This window comes from Variovorax sp. Sphag1AA, assembly GCF_014192575.1.
Classification (GTDB): domain Bacteria; phylum Pseudomonadota; class Gammaproteobacteria; order Burkholderiales; family Burkholderiaceae_C; genus Variovorax.
Map to the genome: position 1 here is coordinate 363,933 of NZ_JACHYC010000002.1, position 16,096 is coordinate 380,028.

At 67.2% G+C, this 16,096-nt stretch carries 16 protein-coding genes; 2 read left to right on the plus strand and 14 right to left on the minus strand.

Features of this window, described 5'->3' with window-relative positions:
- Positions 1-71 precede the first annotated feature (71 nt).
- Genes FHW64_RS08180 through gspF form a run of 3 tightly spaced genes read right to left on the minus strand, consistent with a single transcriptional unit; the run spans position 72 to position 3,654 of the window.
- Positions 72-1,481, minus strand: coding sequence for an 8-oxoguanine deaminase (locus FHW64_RS08180; RefSeq protein ID WP_184524916.1), 1,410 nt, complete (start codon positions 1,479-1,481; stop codon positions 72-74).
- A 37-nt stretch (positions 1,482-1,518) separates the two neighbouring features.
- A complete protein-coding gene (locus FHW64_RS08185; RefSeq protein ID WP_184524917.1) occupies positions 1,519-2,418 on the minus strand; it encodes a 5'-nucleotidase in 900 nt (299 codons plus the stop codon).
- A gap of 3 nt (positions 2,419-2,421) precedes the next feature.
- Entirely contained in the window at positions 2,422-3,654 is a 1,233-nt protein-coding gene (gene gspF / locus FHW64_RS08190; RefSeq protein ID WP_184524919.1) for a type II secretion system inner membrane protein GspF, read from the minus strand.
- Positions 3,655-3,719: 65 nt separating this feature from the next.
- On the opposite strand from gspF, the gene FHW64_RS08195 reads away from it, so the two are divergent.
- Positions 3,720-4,289, plus strand: coding sequence for a hypothetical protein (locus tag FHW64_RS08195; RefSeq protein WP_184524921.1), 570 nt, complete (start codon positions 3,720-3,722; stop codon positions 4,287-4,289).
- Here the strand turns inward: FHW64_RS08195 and gspE are convergent, their stop codons facing one another.
- From gspE to gspG, 10 genes are all read right to left on the minus strand, one after another.
- Positions 4,290-5,711: a type II secretion system ATPase GspE gene (gene gspE / locus FHW64_RS08200; RefSeq protein WP_184524923.1), complete on the minus strand. Its 1,422-nt coding sequence runs from the start codon at positions 5,709-5,711 to the stop codon at positions 4,290-4,292.
- A gap of 16 nt (positions 5,712-5,727) precedes the next feature.
- Entirely contained in the window at positions 5,728-8,013 is a 2,286-nt protein-coding gene (gene gspD, locus FHW64_RS08205) for a type II secretion system secretin GspD (RefSeq protein ID WP_184524925.1), read from the minus strand.
- Between the two features lie 2 nt (positions 8,014-8,015).
- Positions 8,016-8,819 (minus strand): type II secretion system protein N, encoded by an 804-nt coding sequence (gspN, locus tag FHW64_RS08210; RefSeq protein WP_184524927.1) that lies wholly within the window; start codon positions 8,817-8,819, stop codon positions 8,016-8,018.
- 3 nt (positions 8,820-8,822) lie between these two features.
- Positions 8,823-9,395, minus strand: coding sequence for a type II secretion system protein GspM (gene gspM, locus FHW64_RS08215; RefSeq protein WP_184524929.1), 573 nt, complete (start codon positions 9,393-9,395; stop codon positions 8,823-8,825).
- Complete coding sequence (gspL, locus tag FHW64_RS08220) at positions 9,392-10,600, minus strand: type II secretion system protein GspL (RefSeq protein WP_184524931.1); 1,209 nt, start codon at positions 10,598-10,600, stop codon at positions 9,392-9,394. Before gspL ends, gspM begins: the two co-directional genes overlap by 4 nt.
- A 131-nt stretch (positions 10,601-10,731) precedes the next feature.
- The gene (gene gspK / locus FHW64_RS08225) at positions 10,732-11,838 is read right to left on the minus strand and encodes a type II secretion system minor pseudopilin GspK (protein ID WP_184524933.1); all 1,107 of its coding nucleotides are present in this window, start codon (positions 11,836-11,838) and stop codon (positions 10,732-10,734) included.
- Positions 11,835-12,482, minus strand: a complete 648-nt coding sequence (locus tag FHW64_RS08230; RefSeq protein ID WP_184524935.1) for a type II secretion system protein J — start codon at positions 12,480-12,482, stop codon at positions 11,835-11,837. Before FHW64_RS08230 ends, gspK begins: the two co-directional genes overlap by 4 nt.
- The gene (gene gspI / locus FHW64_RS08235) at positions 12,482-12,847 is read right to left on the minus strand and encodes a type II secretion system minor pseudopilin GspI (protein ID WP_184524937.1); all 366 of its coding nucleotides are present in this window, start codon (positions 12,845-12,847) and stop codon (positions 12,482-12,484) included. Before gspI ends, FHW64_RS08230 begins: the two co-directional genes overlap by 1 nt.
- Positions 12,844-13,347, minus strand: a complete 504-nt coding sequence (locus tag FHW64_RS08240) for a type II secretion system protein (RefSeq protein ID WP_184524939.1) — start codon at positions 13,345-13,347, stop codon at positions 12,844-12,846. Before FHW64_RS08240 ends, gspI begins: the two co-directional genes overlap by 4 nt.
- Positions 13,322-13,762, minus strand: coding sequence for a type II secretion system major pseudopilin GspG (gene gspG, locus FHW64_RS08245; RefSeq protein WP_184524941.1), 441 nt, complete (start codon positions 13,760-13,762; stop codon positions 13,322-13,324). The genes FHW64_RS08240 and gspG overlap by 26 nt, the downstream gene beginning before the upstream one ends.
- 67 nt (positions 13,763-13,829) lie before the next feature.
- On the opposite strand from gspG, the gene FHW64_RS34700 reads away from it, so the two are divergent.
- Positions 13,830-14,492, plus strand: a complete 663-nt coding sequence (locus FHW64_RS34700; protein WP_311733270.1) for a type II secretion system protein N — start codon at positions 13,830-13,832, stop codon at positions 14,490-14,492.
- 10 nt (positions 14,493-14,502) lie between these two features.
- On the opposite strand, the gene ilvA is transcribed toward FHW64_RS34700, so the two are convergent.
- On the minus strand, positions 14,503-16,068 hold the full coding sequence (gene ilvA / locus FHW64_RS08255; RefSeq protein WP_184524943.1) for a threonine ammonia-lyase, biosynthetic: 1,566 nt from the start codon (positions 16,066-16,068) through the stop codon (positions 14,503-14,505).
- Positions 16,069-16,096 lie beyond the last annotated feature (28 nt).

The window sequence follows — 16,096 nt, forward strand, 5'->3', positions numbered from 1 at the left end:
GGGAAGGCGCGTTGCTTTCATGCTACCGCCGAGCCGCGTCGCAGTCTTAAGTAACGCTGAAAAAGGATGCTTCAGGCGGCGTGCGGATGCCGCGCGCTCTCGTATAGCGTGCGCGCGAGATCGCGATGCCGCGTCAGCAGCGGTGCGAGCTCGAAATTCTCGAAACGGCCGTCGCGAATGCGTACGCGCCCGTTGATCACGCTCAGCGCGACCGCGCCCGGCTGGCAGAACACCAGGGCCGCGACCGGGTCGTGACCCGCGCCGGCGTGCGCGACGTCGTTCATGTCGAAAGCCACGATGTCGGCCGACATCCCCGGCGCGAGCACGCCGATGTCGTCTCGGCCCAGGACGCGTGCGCCGCCGAGCGTCGCGATCTCCAGCGCCTCGCGCGCCGTCATCGCGGCAGGTCCGAACCCCACGCGCTGAAGCAGCATCGCCTGCCGTGCCTCGCCGAGCATGTGCGCGCCGTCGTTCGAAGCACTCCCGTCCACGCCGAGGCCGACCGGCACGCCGGCGCGGCGCATCGCACCGATCGGCGCGATGCCCGAGGCGAGTCGCATGTTGGAGCAGGGGCAGTGCGCGACGCCGGTGCCGGTGCGGCCGAAGAGCGCGATGCCGGCCTCGTCGAGCTTCACGCAGTGCGCATGCCAGACGTCATGCCCGACCCAGCCGAGGTCTTCGGCGTATTCGGCGGGCGTCATGCCGAACTTCTCGCGCGAATAGGCGATGTCGTTGTCGTTCTCGGCCAGGTGCGTGTGCAACGACACGCCGCGTTCACGAGCCAGTTCCGCCGACAGGCGCATCAGGTCGCGCGAAACGGAGAACGGCGAACAGGGGGCCAGCACGATGCGCCGCATCGCGTGGCGCGACGAGTCGTGCCAACGATCGACGAGGCGTTCGCTGTCGCGCAGGATGGCGTCTTCCGTCTCCACCACTTCGTCGGGCGGCAACCCGCCGAGACTGCGGCCCACGCTCATGCTCCCGCGCGAGGCATGGAAGCGCATGCCCATCGCGTCGGCCGCTTCGATCGAGTCATCGAGGCGCGCGCCGTTCGGGAAGAGGTACAGGTGATCGCTCGTGGTGGTGCATCCGGAGAGCATCAGTTCGGCCATCGCGGTTTGCGTCGAGACCCTGATCATTTCGGGCGTGATGCGCGCCCACAGCAGGTAGAGGTTGGTGAGCCAGCCGAAGAGCTCTGCATCCTGCGCTTCGGGCACCGCGCGCGTCAGGCTCTGGTACATGTGGTGATGCGTGTTGACGAGGCCGGGCATCACCACATGCCCGCGCATGTCGATCGCATCGGCGCGGCCGTCTCGCGCCGCCTCGGCATAGACGGCCGGCAGATCGGCCGTCGCGCCGACCCACGTGATGGCGGGGCCCTCCGCGACCACTGCGCCGTCAGCGATCTCGCGCCGGCCGGCGTCCATGGTGACCAACACGTCGGCATGACGAAGGAGCAATGGGCGATGAGGGACGGTCATTTCATTCGCTCCTGTGAGTGGTGCGCTGCCGCCGCGGTCAGCGCTCGTTGCTGATGCCGCTTGCGACGTGGCCGGCGGGTACGTGGCGCGCGGCGGCATCCACATGGCCCGTCTGGTCGTCGAAGAAGAAGTCGGGCTCGAACTCGCGCAGGAACTCGCCCTTGGGAAGCCCGCCGAGGAACATCGCTTCGTCGACCTTGATGTTCCACTTCATCAGCGTGCGGATCGCGCGCTCGTGCGCGGGCGCGCTGCGTGCCGTGACCAGTGCCGTGCGGATGCGCATCGCGGGGTTGCTCGCAAGCTGGAGCCGATGGAGTGCGGCCAGCAGCGGCTTGAAAGGCCCTTCGGGGAGCGGCATCTCCGCATGGCTGGATTCGTGCTGCTGGAAGGCGTCGAGCCCCTCCGCCTGGAAGATGCGCTCCGCCTCGTCGCTGAAAAGCACCGCGTCGCCGTCGAAGGCAATGCGCACTTCGTTGGGATAGGCATCGCTCGCGTGCACCGATTCGACCAGCACGCGCGCCGCAGGAAAGCCTGCGCGCAGTGCTTCGCGCACATCTTCGGCGTTCACCGAAAGAAAGAGATGTGCGCGCAGCGGCCGCAAATAGCCGAACGGCGGCCGGCCCTGCGTGAACACACCGCGCTGCAGCGTGATGCCGTTCGCCAGGCCTGAACGGAAGATGCGCATGCCTGACACGGGATCGTTGCGAGACAGGATCACCACCTCTACGCGCTGCATGCCGTCATCGTTGAAGCGAAGCAGTTTGCGCACCAGTGAGTACGCGATCCCCGGCTGGGCCGGCACGTCGAGCCGTTCGAGCTGGAGCCTCATGTAGCCGGCATCGTCGCCCGCCTCGAAGATGCGGTTCTCTTCCTCGAGGTTGAAGAGGGCGCGCGATGAAATCGCAACGACGAGCTTGTCTTCGAGGGTGACCGGCATACGCTACTTGACGAACTGGTTGAGCTGGATGATCGGCATCAGTACCGCGAGCACGATCAGCATGACCACGCCGCCCATCGCCACGATCAGGAGCGGTTCAAGGATCGTCGCGAGATGCATGGCGCGGCGTTGCACTTCGGCGCCGAGCTGATTGGCCGCGCGCTGGAGCATCAACGGCAGCGTGCCGGTCTGTTCGCCGAGCCGCGCGAACATGGAGACGATGCCCGGGAAGCGCTTCTTCTGCGCGAGTGCCGAAGCGAGCGGTGCGCCTTCGCGCACCAGCACCAGCGCATCGAGCGCGTCGGCGCGCATCGCGCGGTTGCCCAGCGTTTCGGACGCCGCCTGCAGCGCACGAAGAATGGGCACCCCGGCAGTGGCAAGCATCGCGAGCGTGCTTGCGAAACGTGCTGCGTTGTAGCCGCGCGAGAGCTTGCCGACCAGCGGCAGGTTGAGCCAGGCCGCATCGAACCTCTCGCGAAATGCGGCACGCGACAGCGCAACCCGCGCGCCGAGGAACGCGAGCACGATCACGCCCAGCATCATCCAGCCGTAGTTGCGGACGAAGTCGCTGATCGCGAGCATGGCGACGGTGAGGATCGGCAGGGCGCGCTTGGTCCCCGCGAAGACATTGGCCACCTGCGGCACCACGTAGCTCACGAGGAAGACGACGATCACGATCGCGACCACGGTCACGATCGCCGGATACAGCGCGGCGCCGACCAGCTTCTGCTGCAGCGCCTGCCGCTGCTCCAGGTCGTCCGCGAGGCGTTCGAGCACCAGGCCGAGATTGCCGCTCTGCTCGCCCGCGCTGATCACGGCCGTGTAGATCGGGGAGAACTCTCGCGGATGCTGCGAGAGTGCACGGCCGAAGGGCGAGCCCGCGTTGACTTCAGCACGCAAAGAGGCGACGAGGTTGCGCTGCGGCTCGTTCTCTGCCTCGTCCGTGAGCGCTGTCAGTGCGCGCTCCAGTGGCAGTCCCGAGGACACCAGCCCGGCGAGCTGGCGCGTCCAGACGGCCAGCGTGGTCGAGTTGAAGATGCGGCCGCCGCCGATCACGCGCTTCCAGCCGCTGGCGGCCGGTGCGCCGCTCTCGGCGCTGCCGACGACCGTCACTTCCAGCGGAATCAGCGACTGGGCACGCAGCATCCCGCGCGCACTGCGAGCGGTGTCGGCTTCGAGAACGCCCTTGCGGGGCTGCCCCTGTTGGTCTATGGCTTCGAAGGAATAGGCAGGCATGGGGGACGGGTTGCAGAATGCGCGAGCCCGCATTGTCGGGGCAATAGCAATCAGAGGAGTTCATCATGCCGGTTCGCCATTTCGCCGCCGTTGCAACTCTGCTCGGTGCGCTTGCCGTTCCCGCGTGGGCGCAGCCCACGTTCAGCGGTTACCTGTGCTGCAACCTGCGCACCGACGGCAGTTGGGCCAGCGACAGCAACTATGCCGAAAGTGGTAAGCGCATCATCCCGGTGGGCACGCCGGTTCGCGTGACGGGCTATGGCCGGTATCGCGTGCACGTCGAGATCAACGGCGGCAAGCAGGACATCGGCAACGACTACAGCCGCGACATCGACCTCGGCGGGTTCGCCCAGCGCTGGGTGGTACAGGAAGACCCGGCCGCCAAGATCGCGACCTTCCCGCCGAAGATCCAGGCGGCCATCAAGGAAGCGCGGGTGACCAAGGGCATGACGCGCGAGCAGGTCGCGATGGCGGTCGGCTGGCCGATCAGCAGCGAGAACCCGAAGCTCGATGCCGAGATCTGGCGCATGTGGATCAGCAGCTTTGCCGAATACCAGGTCGTCTTCGACAAGGCCGGCAAGGTGCGCGAGATCGTGACCGATCCGCAGACCAAGAACCTCGTCGTGGCGGACTGACTATTCGCGTGTGACGCGGAGCAGCTCGGCGCGCGAGGTCACGCCGGCCTTGACCAGCCGCTCACCGTCCTCGCGCATCGAGCGCAAGCCACCGCGCTCGCCCGCCACGAAGATCTGGCTTTCTGGCGCACGGTTGTGGATCAGCGATTGCACCGCGTCGTCCGCCACCAGCAGCTCGAAGATGCCGGTGCGGCCCTGATAGCCGGTTTGGCCGCAGGCGTCGCATCCGACGGGCACCGCCTCGCCGCCGCCCGGGCCGGGCGCCGAGCACACGGGGCACAGCTTGCGCACCAGCCGCTGCGCCAGCACACCGAGCAACGATGAACTGAGCAGGAAGGGCTCGACGCCCATGTCGGTCAGCCGGGTCACCGCGCTGACGGAATCGTTGGTGTGCAGCGTCGCGAAGACGAGGTGACCGGTCAGCGATGCCTGGATCGCGATCTGCGCGGTCTCGAAATCGCGGATCTCGCCGATCATGATCACGTCCGGATCCTGTCGCAGGATCGCGCGCAGCGCCTTGGCGAAGGTCAGGTCGATCTTCGCGTTGACCTGCGTCTGGCCGACGCCGGGGAGCTCGTACTCGATCGGGTCTTCGACCGTCATGATGTTGCTGCTGTTGGCATCGAGCTGGCCGAGCGCCGCGTAGAGCGTCGTCGTCTTGCCGGAGCCGGTCGGGCCGGTCACGAGCACGATGCCGTGCGGCTGTCCGATCAGATGCTCGAAGCGCGCGCGCGTGTCGCCCAGCATGCCCACTGATTCGAGCGTGAGCTTGCTCTCGGATTTGTCGAGCAGACGTAGCACCGCGCGTTCGCCGTGCGCCGAAGGCAGCGTCGATACGCGCACATCCACCGCGCGCGTGCCGATCCGCAGGCTGATCCGGCCATCCTGCGGCAGGCGCTTCTCGGAGATGTCGAGGTCGGCCATGATCTTCAGGCGCGAGATCAGCGCCGCGTGCAAGGCGCGATTGGGCTGCACCACCTCGCGCAGCGTGCCGTCGATACGGAAGCGCACCGAGGAGGTCCGCTCGTAGGGCTCGATGTGGATGTCGCTCGCGCCGTCCCGCGCAGCTTGCGTGAGCAGCGCATTGAGCATGCGGATGATCGGCGCATCGCCGGCCGATTCCAGCAAGTCCTCGACCGCGGGTAGCTCCTGCATCATGCGCGACAGGTCGGCATCGCTCTGCACTTCACTGACCACTGCGGCGGCATTCGACTCGCCTTGCGCGTAGGCAGCGCTGATGCGCTTGGCGAGCTGGTCCGGCGCGAGCGGCTCGAAGGTCTTGACCTGGAACTTGCGCAGCACTTCGCCCAGCGCACTGCGCGGCGGCACCTTCGGCATCCAGAGCGTCAGGTTGCCGTCGTCCGTTTCTTCGAGCAGCAACTGCTGGCTGCGTGCGAAAGCGTAGGGAAGTGGATAGCGCATGGGTGCCTTGCCGTTGTCAGGGCAGCTCTCTGGAACTCGCGGGGTCCGCTGTCGGCGGCAGGGCGCCCCTGAGCGGCGAAGGCGCGAGCCGCGTGGACGTCGGCGAGGGCGGCGGGATGAGCACCGTGCCCTCGATCGCGCCACTGTTGCTGCTGCCACCACCACCGCTGCTGTTGCTCTGCGGTCGAACCGGAGGCGGCGGAAGCACGCCGGACTCGGGCACGTTGTTCAGCATGACGTTGCCACCTTCAGGCTGCCCTTGCATCTGGTCGGCTTGAATCATGTGGTAGCGATCGTAGGCCAGGCTTTCCGTCGTGAAGCCATCGCGCACCACCACCGGGCGCAGGAACATCATGAGGTTGACCTTCGCGCGCGAGCGGGTCTCGTTCTTGAACAGATTGCCCAACACCGGGATGTCGCCGGCGAGCGGGATCTTCTCCAGGCTGTTGCTGTAGTTGTCCGACAGGAGGCCGCCCAGCATCACGAGACCACCGTCTTCGACCAGCACGCTCGATTCGATCGAACGCTTATTGGTGGTCGGGCCGTTGAGCGCATTCTCGGTGCCGGGTTGCACGGTGGAAGTTTCCTGGAACACGGTCATCTTGATCGTGCCGTTCTCGTTGATCTGCGGGCGCACACGCAAGGTCAGGCCGACGTCCTTGCGTTCAATCGTCTGGAAAGGATTGACCGATCCGTTGGTCGCGCCGGTGTTGGTGAACTGGCCGGTGACGAAGGGCACGTTCTGGCCGACCACGATCTTTGCTTCCTCGTTGTCGAGGGTCAGCAGGTTCGGCTTCGAGAGCAGATTGCCTTCCTGGTTCGAAGCGAGGAAGTTGGCGATCGCGTTGATCACGAAGCCGCCGGAGGTCTGGCGTCCGATGCCGATGTTCATGCCGGTGCCGAGGGTCGTCAGCGCCGACGTTGTGCCGCCTGCGAGCGCTGCGGTCAGCGCCAGGATGTTCGCGCCGGTGAGGCTGGAGTTGGTGCCGATCACGCCTCGGGTGCCGACTGCCGTTTGCCACTGGACGCCGAACTCGGCGGCTCGCGTGGCGCTGACCTCGATGATCAGCGCCTCGATCATGACCTGCGCGCGACGGCCGTCGAGCTTGTCGATGACGGCGCGCAACTGGCGGTACTGCGGCTCTGCGGCGGTGATGATCAGCGAGTTCGTCGAGGGGTCGGCCTGGATCTGGCCGCCGGTCGACGGCTGGTTCGCGTTGTTGACTGGCGCGGTCGCCTGCATCGATGCCCCGGAGGTGCCTTGCGCCGCAGCGAGTTGCGCTGCAGGCTGGGTGTTCCCGGTGACCGGCGTCGCGCTGGCTCCCCCGGCGGTCCGATCGCCGCCCTGCGCAGCGATGGCCGCGCGCAGCGTCGCAGCCAACCTGACGGCGTCGGCGTTCTTCAGATAGACCACGTACACATTGCCCGCAGCGCCGTTGCCGTTGTCGGCGGGCGGCCGGTCGAGCTTCTCGACCAGCGTGCGGACGAGTTGCGCACGCGCCGGGTTGGCGGCGCGCAGGATCAGCGAATTGCTGCGCGGCTCGGCCAGCAGCGTGGTCCGGAACGATGCGTCGGCAGTGCCCGGTGGAGCGCCCGGCACGCCAGCCGTGCCCGAGCCGCCTTCGATGAGCCGGGTCACGAGCGGCACAAGATCCGTCGCGACCGAATGCCTGAGCGGGATGACCTCGATGTCCGAGGCATTCGGCACGTCGAGCGACGCGATGATGCGGGCCAGCCGGCGCATGTTCTCCGCGTAGTCGGTGATGACCAGCGAGTTGTTGCCCGGGTTCACGTTGATCGTGTTGTTAGGCGCGATCAGCGGCCGCAGCACCGGCAGCAGGTTGTTGGCCGATTCGTAGTTGAGCTTGAAGATCTGCGTGACGATCTGGTTGCCGCTCAGGTTCGAGGTGGGCGTGGCCGTGGTCACGGAAGTGCTCTGCAGCTTGGCATCGGCCTCGGGCACGATCTTGTAGAGCCCATCGGCCTGCACGATCGCAAAGCCCTGCAGCCGCAGCGCTGCGGCGAACTGGTTGAATGCGGCTTCAGGCAGGATCGCGCGATCGGTCTGCAGCGTGACGGTGCCCTTCACGCGCGGGTCGACCACCACGTCCCGGCCGGTCACGACCGCCATGGTCCGGGCGACCGATTCGATTTCGGCGTTGGTGAAGTTCAGCGTGATGGGTTCGCCGCGGCGCGGTGCGTCCTGCGCAAAGGCCGACGGAATGCACGCGGCAATCAACATCTGTGCGGCGAGCGCGATGGTGCCGATGCGCGCACCGTACGAAGTCTTGGGCTTCTTCATGGTCATCCCAGTGTGATTAGCGAGCGTGCGCCTTCGCGCCGTCCGATGATGTTCAACAGATTCGAAAGCGCGTCCTCCCGTCCTGGCGCGGCGCTGGCCTCGCCATCGAAGTGCAGCGTGGAGCCGTTCCATCGACCGCTGCCGCTCAGTTGCAGGCCGCTGCCTTCGCGCGTGGTCAGGAGCAGACTCGGCGAAGGACCGCCTTCGAGCGCGACCCGATAGCTCCCCATGGGCTTCAGGGTCGAGAGACTGGAGGAAATGTCGGTCGCGTCGAGAACTGCGCGGCCTGCAAACGAGAGCTGGGGGCCGTTCCACTTCAAGGCGAAGGACTGCATCGAGACGTCCATGGTGCCGTCGAGCTTGAGCGTGTTCCAGGGCGCGCCGAAGCCAGTCAGCATTGCGGCGGGCCAGCGCGACTGGCCATCGCCCCATGCGAGTTCGAGGCCGTTGGGGCGCGGCCGCGCCCTGAGTTCCAAGGGTTTGGTGGCGCAGCAGGGAATGTCCAGCGCGGCGGCGACGCCGTCCCAGCGGGGGCGCAGCGTCCAGCCGAGGCTGCCCGGCAGCGAGACCGCTTCGGCACCACCCGCGCCGCTCGTAAACACCAGACCCGCCGTACCGGTCCAGACCGTCCCGCGTGCATTGACCAGCTTCAGGTGGCCGTTGCTCCACTGGGACAGTCCGGCCGCCAGCCAACGTGCCGGCGCGAAGAAGGAAAGCGCGATCGCGATGCCGACCAACCCGCCGAGCGCCGCCCAGCGCCAGCCGGAGGCGCCGTCGGAACTCAGGGCGGGACGTGGTGTTGCCATGATTCAGCGTGCCGGCAGGCTCATGACGAGAGTGCCGTCCCAGCGCGAGCCCGAAGGTTCGGTGCCGGAGGGACCAGCGGCGCCAGGCGCAGGCGACTTGCCGCCAGGTTGTGCGCTCTGTTGCGTGTTGCGCGTCAGGTGGACCTCGCGGGGCACCGCCCGGGCGTTGCTGCGGACCTGCGCGAACCACTGCGCCAGCGTTTCGGCGGATGCGCCGCGCACTGCGATGGTCGCGCCTTCGCCAACGCCTGCGGATTGCAACTGGCCCGCGCCGCGCAGGTCTTCACGCACGGAGGTTTCGAGGCTGCGCATGGCGTCGTCGCGACTCGCGCGCGGCTGCGATTGAAGTGCCTTGGCCTGCGCCTGCAGGTTCGTCATGTTCTGCAGTTGCGCGTCGAGCTGCGCGTGTTCGGCAGGGGCGGAAGACAGCGTGCGCAGGGCTGGTGCGAGGCCGATCCACCAGAAGAGAGCAACCACCACTAGCACGCCGGCGGCAATGACGAGGCGCTGCTCGCGCGCTTCGAGTTCGGGCCACCACGCTTGCCAGCGGGCTTCGACCGTTTCGGTCCACTTCATCGCATTGCCTCCGCCTGCACGAGGAGCAGGTCACCCTCGCTGCGCGCGCTGTAGCCGCGCGAAGAAAGCGCCGAGGTCACGTTGGTCAGTTCTGAAGGCTTCAGACCCAGCCCGCGAAGGCGAAGCTGACCGCCGCCGAAATCGATCGCCGTGGGCACGCGCCCGCGCGGGAGGCTCGCGGAGAGCGCACCCAGCATGGGTTCGAAATCGCTCGACGTGACGCCACCGGTGGCCTGCTGCAGCGCCGCGACCTCGCGCGACATCTGCACCGGCGCATCGACCACGAGCTGCACCGAGGGAAAGGTCTGCGTGAGCACGTTGCGCACCGCGCCGCGCTTGGCTTCGAGGGCGTTGCGCTCCTTCCATGCCCATGCATTGAGGCCGATGAGCTGTGCCAGCACCAGCACTAGCGCACCCCAGCGTGCCGCACGCCAACGGCGGCCGCGCCAGAGCTCGCGCGAGATCGCTGCGAGCTTCTTGGTCGCGCGGGCGCGTCCGGTGGAGGCGAGGTCGAACTGGGCGAGGTCCCAGGGCGATTCGCTGGCCTGGAGCCAGCGCTCGGCGGGCTTGATGATCGGCACACGCTGGCCGAGGACGCTTTCGGCCAACTCGGAGACAGCGGGTTCAGCCATTGCGCTCGTGTTGGGCGGAAGCGTGCCCGCCAGTGCGAGGCCCGTGCTGTCGAAGGGCAGCGTCGTGACGCCGTCCGGGCCGGTGATCACGCAGACCGGCGCGTCGGGCTCGCCGATGACGAAGAGCATCGAAGGGCCGTCCGCAGGGGCGGGCGCGAATTCGGGAATGATGCGTGCGACGCGGCGGCCGGCTGCCTCCAGCGCCTGGACGGCGCTGCGCAGCCAGATCCGGTTGCATGCGGCCACCCAGATCGGGGCGCCCGCGCTGGCGCCGGGTTCCAGCGCGAAATGCAGGGACTCGGGGTCGTCGAGGAGATGGTCTTCAAGCAGGCCGTTGAGCACGGAGCGCAGCTTGGCGCCGCTGCTCATGCTGCCCTGCGGCAGCGTGACCTGATGCCAGGACAGTGCCGCAATCGGCACGCAGAGCACGACTTCATCGCTCGACGGCAACAGGGCCGCGGGCGCGGTCCCTTGGGCGTTGAGCCTGCGGCCGTCGCCGGACCAGTCCGCCCAGCCGTATTCGGCGGTGACCGAACCGGATGTGAGAGGAATAGTTACAAGCAGCACGGACATGGACGGAGAAAAAGGGTCGTCATTGTAGGTGCGGGACGACAATTGCCGCTACAGATTTGATAGCGTCCCATACAGGAGCTGCGCGCGTTGCGAATATTCTTGACCTAATCAATGACAGTTGAACTCAGCCGTCAGGTTTTCGGCGGCAGGACCGTGGCGCCCGCGCCACGCTCACGCCACACGATGCGGACGTTGATACCGTCTCTCTGAAGCAGGGTCCGTTCCTCGACCCATGCGCTGTCCAGGCGCAAGCGCGCCTGCACTTCGAAGTAGCTCGTGGCCACGCTGTATTGGTTGGTGTCGGTGAACTGGGTCGAGCTTTCCTGTACTAGCGCACTGGCATCGCCAACGGTTCGGAAATAGCTCCGCGAGCGGCGTTCGACCAGGCGCTTGGCGCTGGCCATATCGAGCTTCGGCGCGCTCGCGTAGATCGCTTCGGCAGTGGCCGTATTCAGGTTGAGCGGCGTTCGCACCGGGAGCACTGTCACGTACGGTTCCAGCGCCGCCGCGGTCGATGAGGAAAGCCCGAGCCAGACGAGTTGGTAGGTGTGTTGGGGAATCAGCGGCCCGGTGCCCGGGGTGTTGCTTGTCGTCGTGGTGCCTGTCGTGCCGGTTGTTCCGGTCGTGGACGTGGTGGACGTCGATCCGGTCGACGTGGTCGAAGTCGTTCCGGTTGTCGTGGTCGTGGTAGTGCCCGTTGTTCCGCTGCTGCTGGTGGTTGCGGCCGGCGGCAGTGCCAGTTGCAGGTTGCTGACGAGCACGCCGACCTCGGCCGCTGGCAGGTCGAGCAACTGGAAGAGCTTGTTGAACGCTGCGACGGCCGATTCCACCGGCTTGCCGTCCGCGACCAGATTCATGACGTTGAGCTTGGATTGCGCGTCGATGATCTGCCCCGAAAGGAAGGCGTCCGGCACGCCTTCAAGCATGTCGCTGGAGATGTTCTTGTCCGCTGCCAGGAAGCTCGACAGCTTTGCCTCCGCCAGCGGAATGGCCCAAGGCTCGGCGAGGTGATCGGCGCCGCCGCTGGCCGCGCTCGCGCGGGCGTCCTCGCGGAGGATCAGCCGTGACCAGTCCAGCGCCCCGACCAGCACCCAGCCCGACTGCACGCGAGCCCGCTCGGCCCCTTCGACTTCCGTGGAACGCCACTGCTGCCACAGCGCAGCCGCCGCGAAGGTCGCGACCAGCGTCACGGTGAGCATGGCGGCCAGCAGGGCCGCGCCGCGCTGGGTCCGCTTCATGACTTGGGCACCGTGACGGAAGGACGCACCCAGTCGCGCGTGATCGTGCCTGACAGCGCTGCGCCCGGGGGAATGTTGATGACCAGCCTGACGCCGTCAGGCAGAGGCGTGCTGGTGCCCAGCGCATCGGCGCTGACGGCCGGGCCCCAGGCGTCGTTGCGGAAGTAGTAGATCTGCCATTCCTGCATCGGCAGAAGGTCGACTTCGGCGTCGCCCGCATCGTTGGAGCTGCCCTGCGCCCACGCAGCCGCGCGCTCCCATGCCTGTTGCCAATCGGCCTGGGTGGTGAAGCCCGGCGACTGCCAGCGGCGCCAACGTGTCCCCGTGGCGGGATCGGTTCGCAGCGCCCATGCCACGACATAGACGCGCGGCGTGTCGCCATCGGTGCTGCGCCGGGTGAGGCGCAGCACGCGACCGTCCCAGTCGATGGCGCGTATCCGTGACAGTGCCACCGTGGCGTCGAGGTCGGCGCCCCATTGGCTCAGGGCCGTCTGCAGGGTGAGGATCGCGTCCCCGCGCTCGCGGTTCTGTGCTTCCGCACGGGCCATTCCGTCCAAGCCGCGCCAGCTCATGATCGCGAGCAGCGCCATGACCGCAATCGCGACCAGGAGCTCGATGAGCGTGAAGCCTTTCGAGCGGCGCATCAGTAGCGCCCCACGACGGTCGACACGCGCAGCACCGGCGCCTGATACACATCGACGACCTGCACGTCCACGCGGCGGAAGTTGGGATTCAGCGTGGCGCTGGTCGAGACCGTCACGCCGAACTCGGTGTTGGCCTGGACGCAGGTCAGGCCCGAATCGCCGACCGCGGGCAACTGCTTGGCGAGACGTGCCTTGATGAGTTCGTTCTCGGCGCAGATCTGGGCGAGCATGACGTCGGACTGGCGCTGCGCATTGCGTGTGAGCGCCATGGTCGCCTGCGTGCCGGCGGCCAGCGCGATCGCGACGATACCCAGCGCGACGAGCACTTCGATCAGCGTGAAGCCGGCTTGGCGAGCGAGCCTCATGGCGTCATCACCGTGAACGGCCGCAGGCCGTCGGTGCCTACGATCAGGCTGCGATTGGGTAGCGTCTCGGAGGTCAGCAGGACCTGCTGCGACGCGATGATCGGATCGGGCCCGAGCTGCAGTGCCGGCAGCGCCACGCGGGCCGCTGACATCGGCTGGGCCGCGATGCCTTCGGCGAGCCACGTGTTCGGCAGCGTGCCGGCCGGCAAGCCGTCGAAAGTGAAGTTGCCAGGGCCTTCCGGCGTGAGCCGCCAGCGCACGACAATGCCGCTGGCACGCGACTGCGCACGCGCCGATTCGAACAGCGCTGCGAGCCTTTCCGCTTCACGGTCGAGCGCCGCCTGGCTGGAATCACGCATCGCGAAGCTGACGCCCGCGGTGGCGACCGCGATGATCGCGATCACGACCAGGAGCTCGAGCAGCGTGAATCCGCGATTTGCGCGGCGTGCCTGCCGGAAAGGTCGCCAGCCGCGCCTACTGCCAACTGCCGATGTCGGCATTCTTGCCCTCGCCGCCGGGCTGGCCGTCGGCGCCGAGCGAGAGCACGTCGACCTCGCCCTTGATGCCCGGATTCATGTACTGGTAGGGATGGCCCCAGGGATCGTTGGGGAGCTTGTCGATATAGGGCTTCCAGTTGGGTGCCGCCGGCCCGGTGGTGGGGCGTGCAACCAGTGCCTGCAGGCCCTGTTCTCCGGTCGGGTAGCGCTGGTTGTCCAGCCGGTAGAGCTTGAGCGCCTGCATCAGGTTGTTGATGTCGGTCTTGGCTGCGGTCACACGCGCGTCATCCGCGCGTTCGATGACGTTGGGCACGATCAGCGCAGCGAGCACGCCGATGATGACCAGCACCACCATCAGTTCGATCAGCGTGAAGCCGCGCTGCAGGGTGCGCGAAATGGAGCGGTAGGAAAGGGGCATGGATTTGAATGAGAACCCGTGAGGGAGGGCGACGTCGCCGGTGTTCGCTGAATGATAATCCGGCCTTATGTCAGTCCCTTACGCACCTGCCCGATGGCCCGCAGCCGCTACGACGGCCGGTATCTGGGCGCTCGCGGCAGCGAGCGTCGTGTTCTGGGGGCTGAGATTGGCGGCGCCCTCTGACGCGATCGCGCCGCCGGCCGTCCTCAAGGCCGCGCTGGAGCCCGATCCGGCTGCTGTGGCCCAGATGCTGGGCGCTGTCTCCAACCAGCCTGTCGCTGCTGCCACACCCGAGGCCGCAAGCCGTTTCGCATTGCTCGGCGTGGTGGCAGATGCGGATCAGCAGGGCGCTGCACTCATCGCGGTCGATGGCAAGCCTGCGCGCCCGTTCAAGGTCGGCGCCAAGGTGGCTGATGGGTTCGTGCTTCAGTCGGTGACGACGCGGGGAGCCGCTCTTGGTCCGAGCGCAGATGGCAAGGCGGCCTTGACGCTGCAACTGCCGACGCGGCCTTTGGCCATCCCGTCACCGCCGCAACCATTTCAGCCGTCGCAGCCGGCGGTGATGGCGCCTCCACAACCGGCCTTCGCAGCACCGCCGCAACCGGCGGTTGCGGCACCGCAGTCACCGGCGGGTGCGCCGCCTGCCGTGACGGCTCCGCCACCGCTCCCGCCGAACTTCCCCGTACCAGGGGTCGCGCCGGTGATGGCGCCGCCGGCCGAGCCGACCTGATCGCGCCGGCTCAGGCCTGCAGGAAAAGGCGGTAGGCGGGGTTCTGGGTTTCCTCGACGAAGGGGTAGCCCAGCGTCTGCAGGAATTCGTCAAAAGCCACGTCGTCGGTCGCAGGAACTTGCAGGCCGACGAGGATTCGCCCGTAGTCGGCGCCCTGGTTGCGATAGTGGAAGAGGCTGATGTTCCAGTTGGGCCGTAGCAGGCTCAGGAACTTCAGCAGTGCGCCGGGACGCTCCGGGAACACGAAGCGCAACAACCTCTCGTCGTGTGCGAGGCCCGTCCGGCCGCCAACCAGGTGGCGGATGTGCTCCTTCGCAAGCTCGTCGTGCGTGAGGTCGATCGCGCCGAAGCCGTGCGCGACGAAGATGTCGGCGATCGTCCTGGATTCGCCCCGCGCCGTGGTGGTCAGGCCGACGAACACATGCGCTTCCTTCGAGTCGCTGATGCGGTAGTTGAACTCCGTGACGTTGCGCGAAGCACCGGGCAGTTGGCCGACCAGTTCGCAGAAGCGGCGAAAGCTTCCGCGCTCCTCGGGGATCGTGACGGCGAACAGCGCCTCGCGCTCTTCGCCGACCTCCGCACGCTCCGCGACGAAGCGCAGCCGGTCGAAGTTCATGTTGGCGCCGCACAGGATGGCGGCGTAGGTCTCGCCACGCGTGCCGCGTTCCTCGACATACTGCTTGATCGCGGCGACCGCGAGCGCACCCGCGGGCTCGACGATGCTGCGTGTGTCGATGAAGACGTCCTTGATGGCGGCGCAGACGGCATCGGTATCGACGGCGATGTACTCATCGACCAGACCGGATGCCAGCCGGAAGGTCTCCTCGCCAACCAGCTTGACGGCGGTGCCGTCGGAGAAGAGGCCCACGTCGGGAAGCGAAACACGTTGCTTTGCGGCGACCGACTGGATCATGGCGTCCGAATCGTTCATCTGCACGCCGATCACCTTGATCTCCGGTCGCAGCGCCTTGATGTAGCTGGCCACGCCCGCAATGAGGCCGCCTCCGCCGATCGCGACGAAGACCGCGTCGAGCGGCCCCTGGTGCTGGCGGAGGATCTCCATGGCGATCGTGCCCTGTCCCGCGATGACGTCCGGATCGTCGAAGGGATGGACGAAGGTCAGGCCGTGCGTCTTCTGCTGCTCAAGGGCATAGACATAGGCGTCGGAGTAGCTGTCGCCGTGCAGATGGACCTCACCTCCGAGCGCTCGCACCGCATCGATCTTCAGTTGAGGCGTCGTGACTGGCATCACGACCACTGCACGGGTCCCGAGCTTTCTGGCGCCCAGAGCCACGCCCTGCGCGTGATTTCCGGCCGAGGCGCAGATCACGCCGTTGGCGAGCTGCTCGGGACTCAAGTGCGCCATCTTGTTGTAGGCGCCGCGCAGCTTGAAGCTGAAGACGGGTTGCTGGTCTTCACGCTTGAGCAGCACGGTGTTGCCGAGCCTTGCGCTCAGCGCGCGCGCCGGCTCGAGCGCGGATTCGACAGCGACGTCATAGACGCGCGCGGTGAGGATGCGCTTCAGGTAGTCGGCGGGGGTGAGCGAATGGGCTGGCGGGTTCGGGTTGCTGGACATAGGGCCGCGATCATAGGCCTCTGATCCG

Excerpts from the sequence above, each read along its gene's own strand:
- gspG (WP_184524941.1), bottom strand. The coding sequence starts at position 13,762 with ATGCCCCTTTCCTACCGCTCCATTTCGCGCACCCTGCAGCGCGGCTTC.
- FHW64_RS08185 (WP_184524917.1), bottom strand. The coding sequence starts at position 2,418 with ATGCCGGTCACCCTCGAAGACAAGCTCGTCGTTGCGATTTCATCGCGC.
- gspK (WP_184524933.1), bottom strand. The coding sequence starts at position 11,838 with ATGAAGCGGACCCAGCGCGGCGCGGCCCTGCTGGCCGCCATGCTCACC.
- gspD (WP_184524925.1), bottom strand. The coding sequence starts at position 8,013 with ATGAAGAAGCCCAAGACTTCGTACGGTGCGCGCATCGGCACCATCGCG.
- FHW64_RS08240 (WP_184524939.1), bottom strand. The coding sequence starts at position 13,347 with ATGCCGACATCGGCAGTTGGCAGTAGGCGCGGCTGGCGACCTTTCCGG.
- gspL (WP_184524931.1), bottom strand. The coding sequence starts at position 10,600 with ATGTCCGTGCTGCTTGTAACTATTCCTCTCACATCCGGTTCGGTCACC.
- gspM (WP_184524929.1), bottom strand. The coding sequence starts at position 9,395 with ATGAAGTGGACCGAAACGGTCGAAGCCCGCTGGCAAGCGTGGTGGCCC.
- gspE (WP_184524923.1), bottom strand. The coding sequence starts at position 5,711 with ATGCGCTATCCACTTCCCTACGCTTTCGCACGCAGCCAGCAGTTGCTG.
- gspF (WP_184524919.1), bottom strand. The coding sequence starts at position 3,654 with ATGCCTGCCTATTCCTTCGAAGCCATAGACCAACAGGGGCAGCCCCGC.
- FHW64_RS08195 (WP_184524921.1), top strand. The coding sequence starts at position 3,720 with ATGCCGGTTCGCCATTTCGCCGCCGTTGCAACTCTGCTCGGTGCGCTT.
- FHW64_RS08180 (WP_184524916.1), bottom strand. The coding sequence starts at position 1,481 with ATGACCGTCCCTCATCGCCCATTGCTCCTTCGTCATGCCGACGTGTTG.
- FHW64_RS34700 (WP_311733270.1), top strand. The coding sequence starts at position 13,830 with ATGTCAGTCCCTTACGCACCTGCCCGATGGCCCGCAGCCGCTACGACG.
- ilvA (WP_184524943.1), bottom strand. The coding sequence starts at position 16,068 with ATGTCCAGCAACCCGAACCCGCCAGCCCATTCGCTCACCCCCGCCGAC.
- gspN (WP_184524927.1), bottom strand. The coding sequence starts at position 8,819 with ATGGCAACACCACGTCCCGCCCTGAGTTCCGACGGCGCCTCCGGCTGG.
- FHW64_RS08230 (WP_184524935.1), bottom strand. The coding sequence starts at position 12,482 with ATGCGCCGCTCGAAAGGCTTCACGCTCATCGAGCTCCTGGTCGCGATT.
- gspI (WP_184524937.1), bottom strand. The coding sequence starts at position 12,847 with ATGAGGCTCGCTCGCCAAGCCGGCTTCACGCTGATCGAAGTGCTCGTC.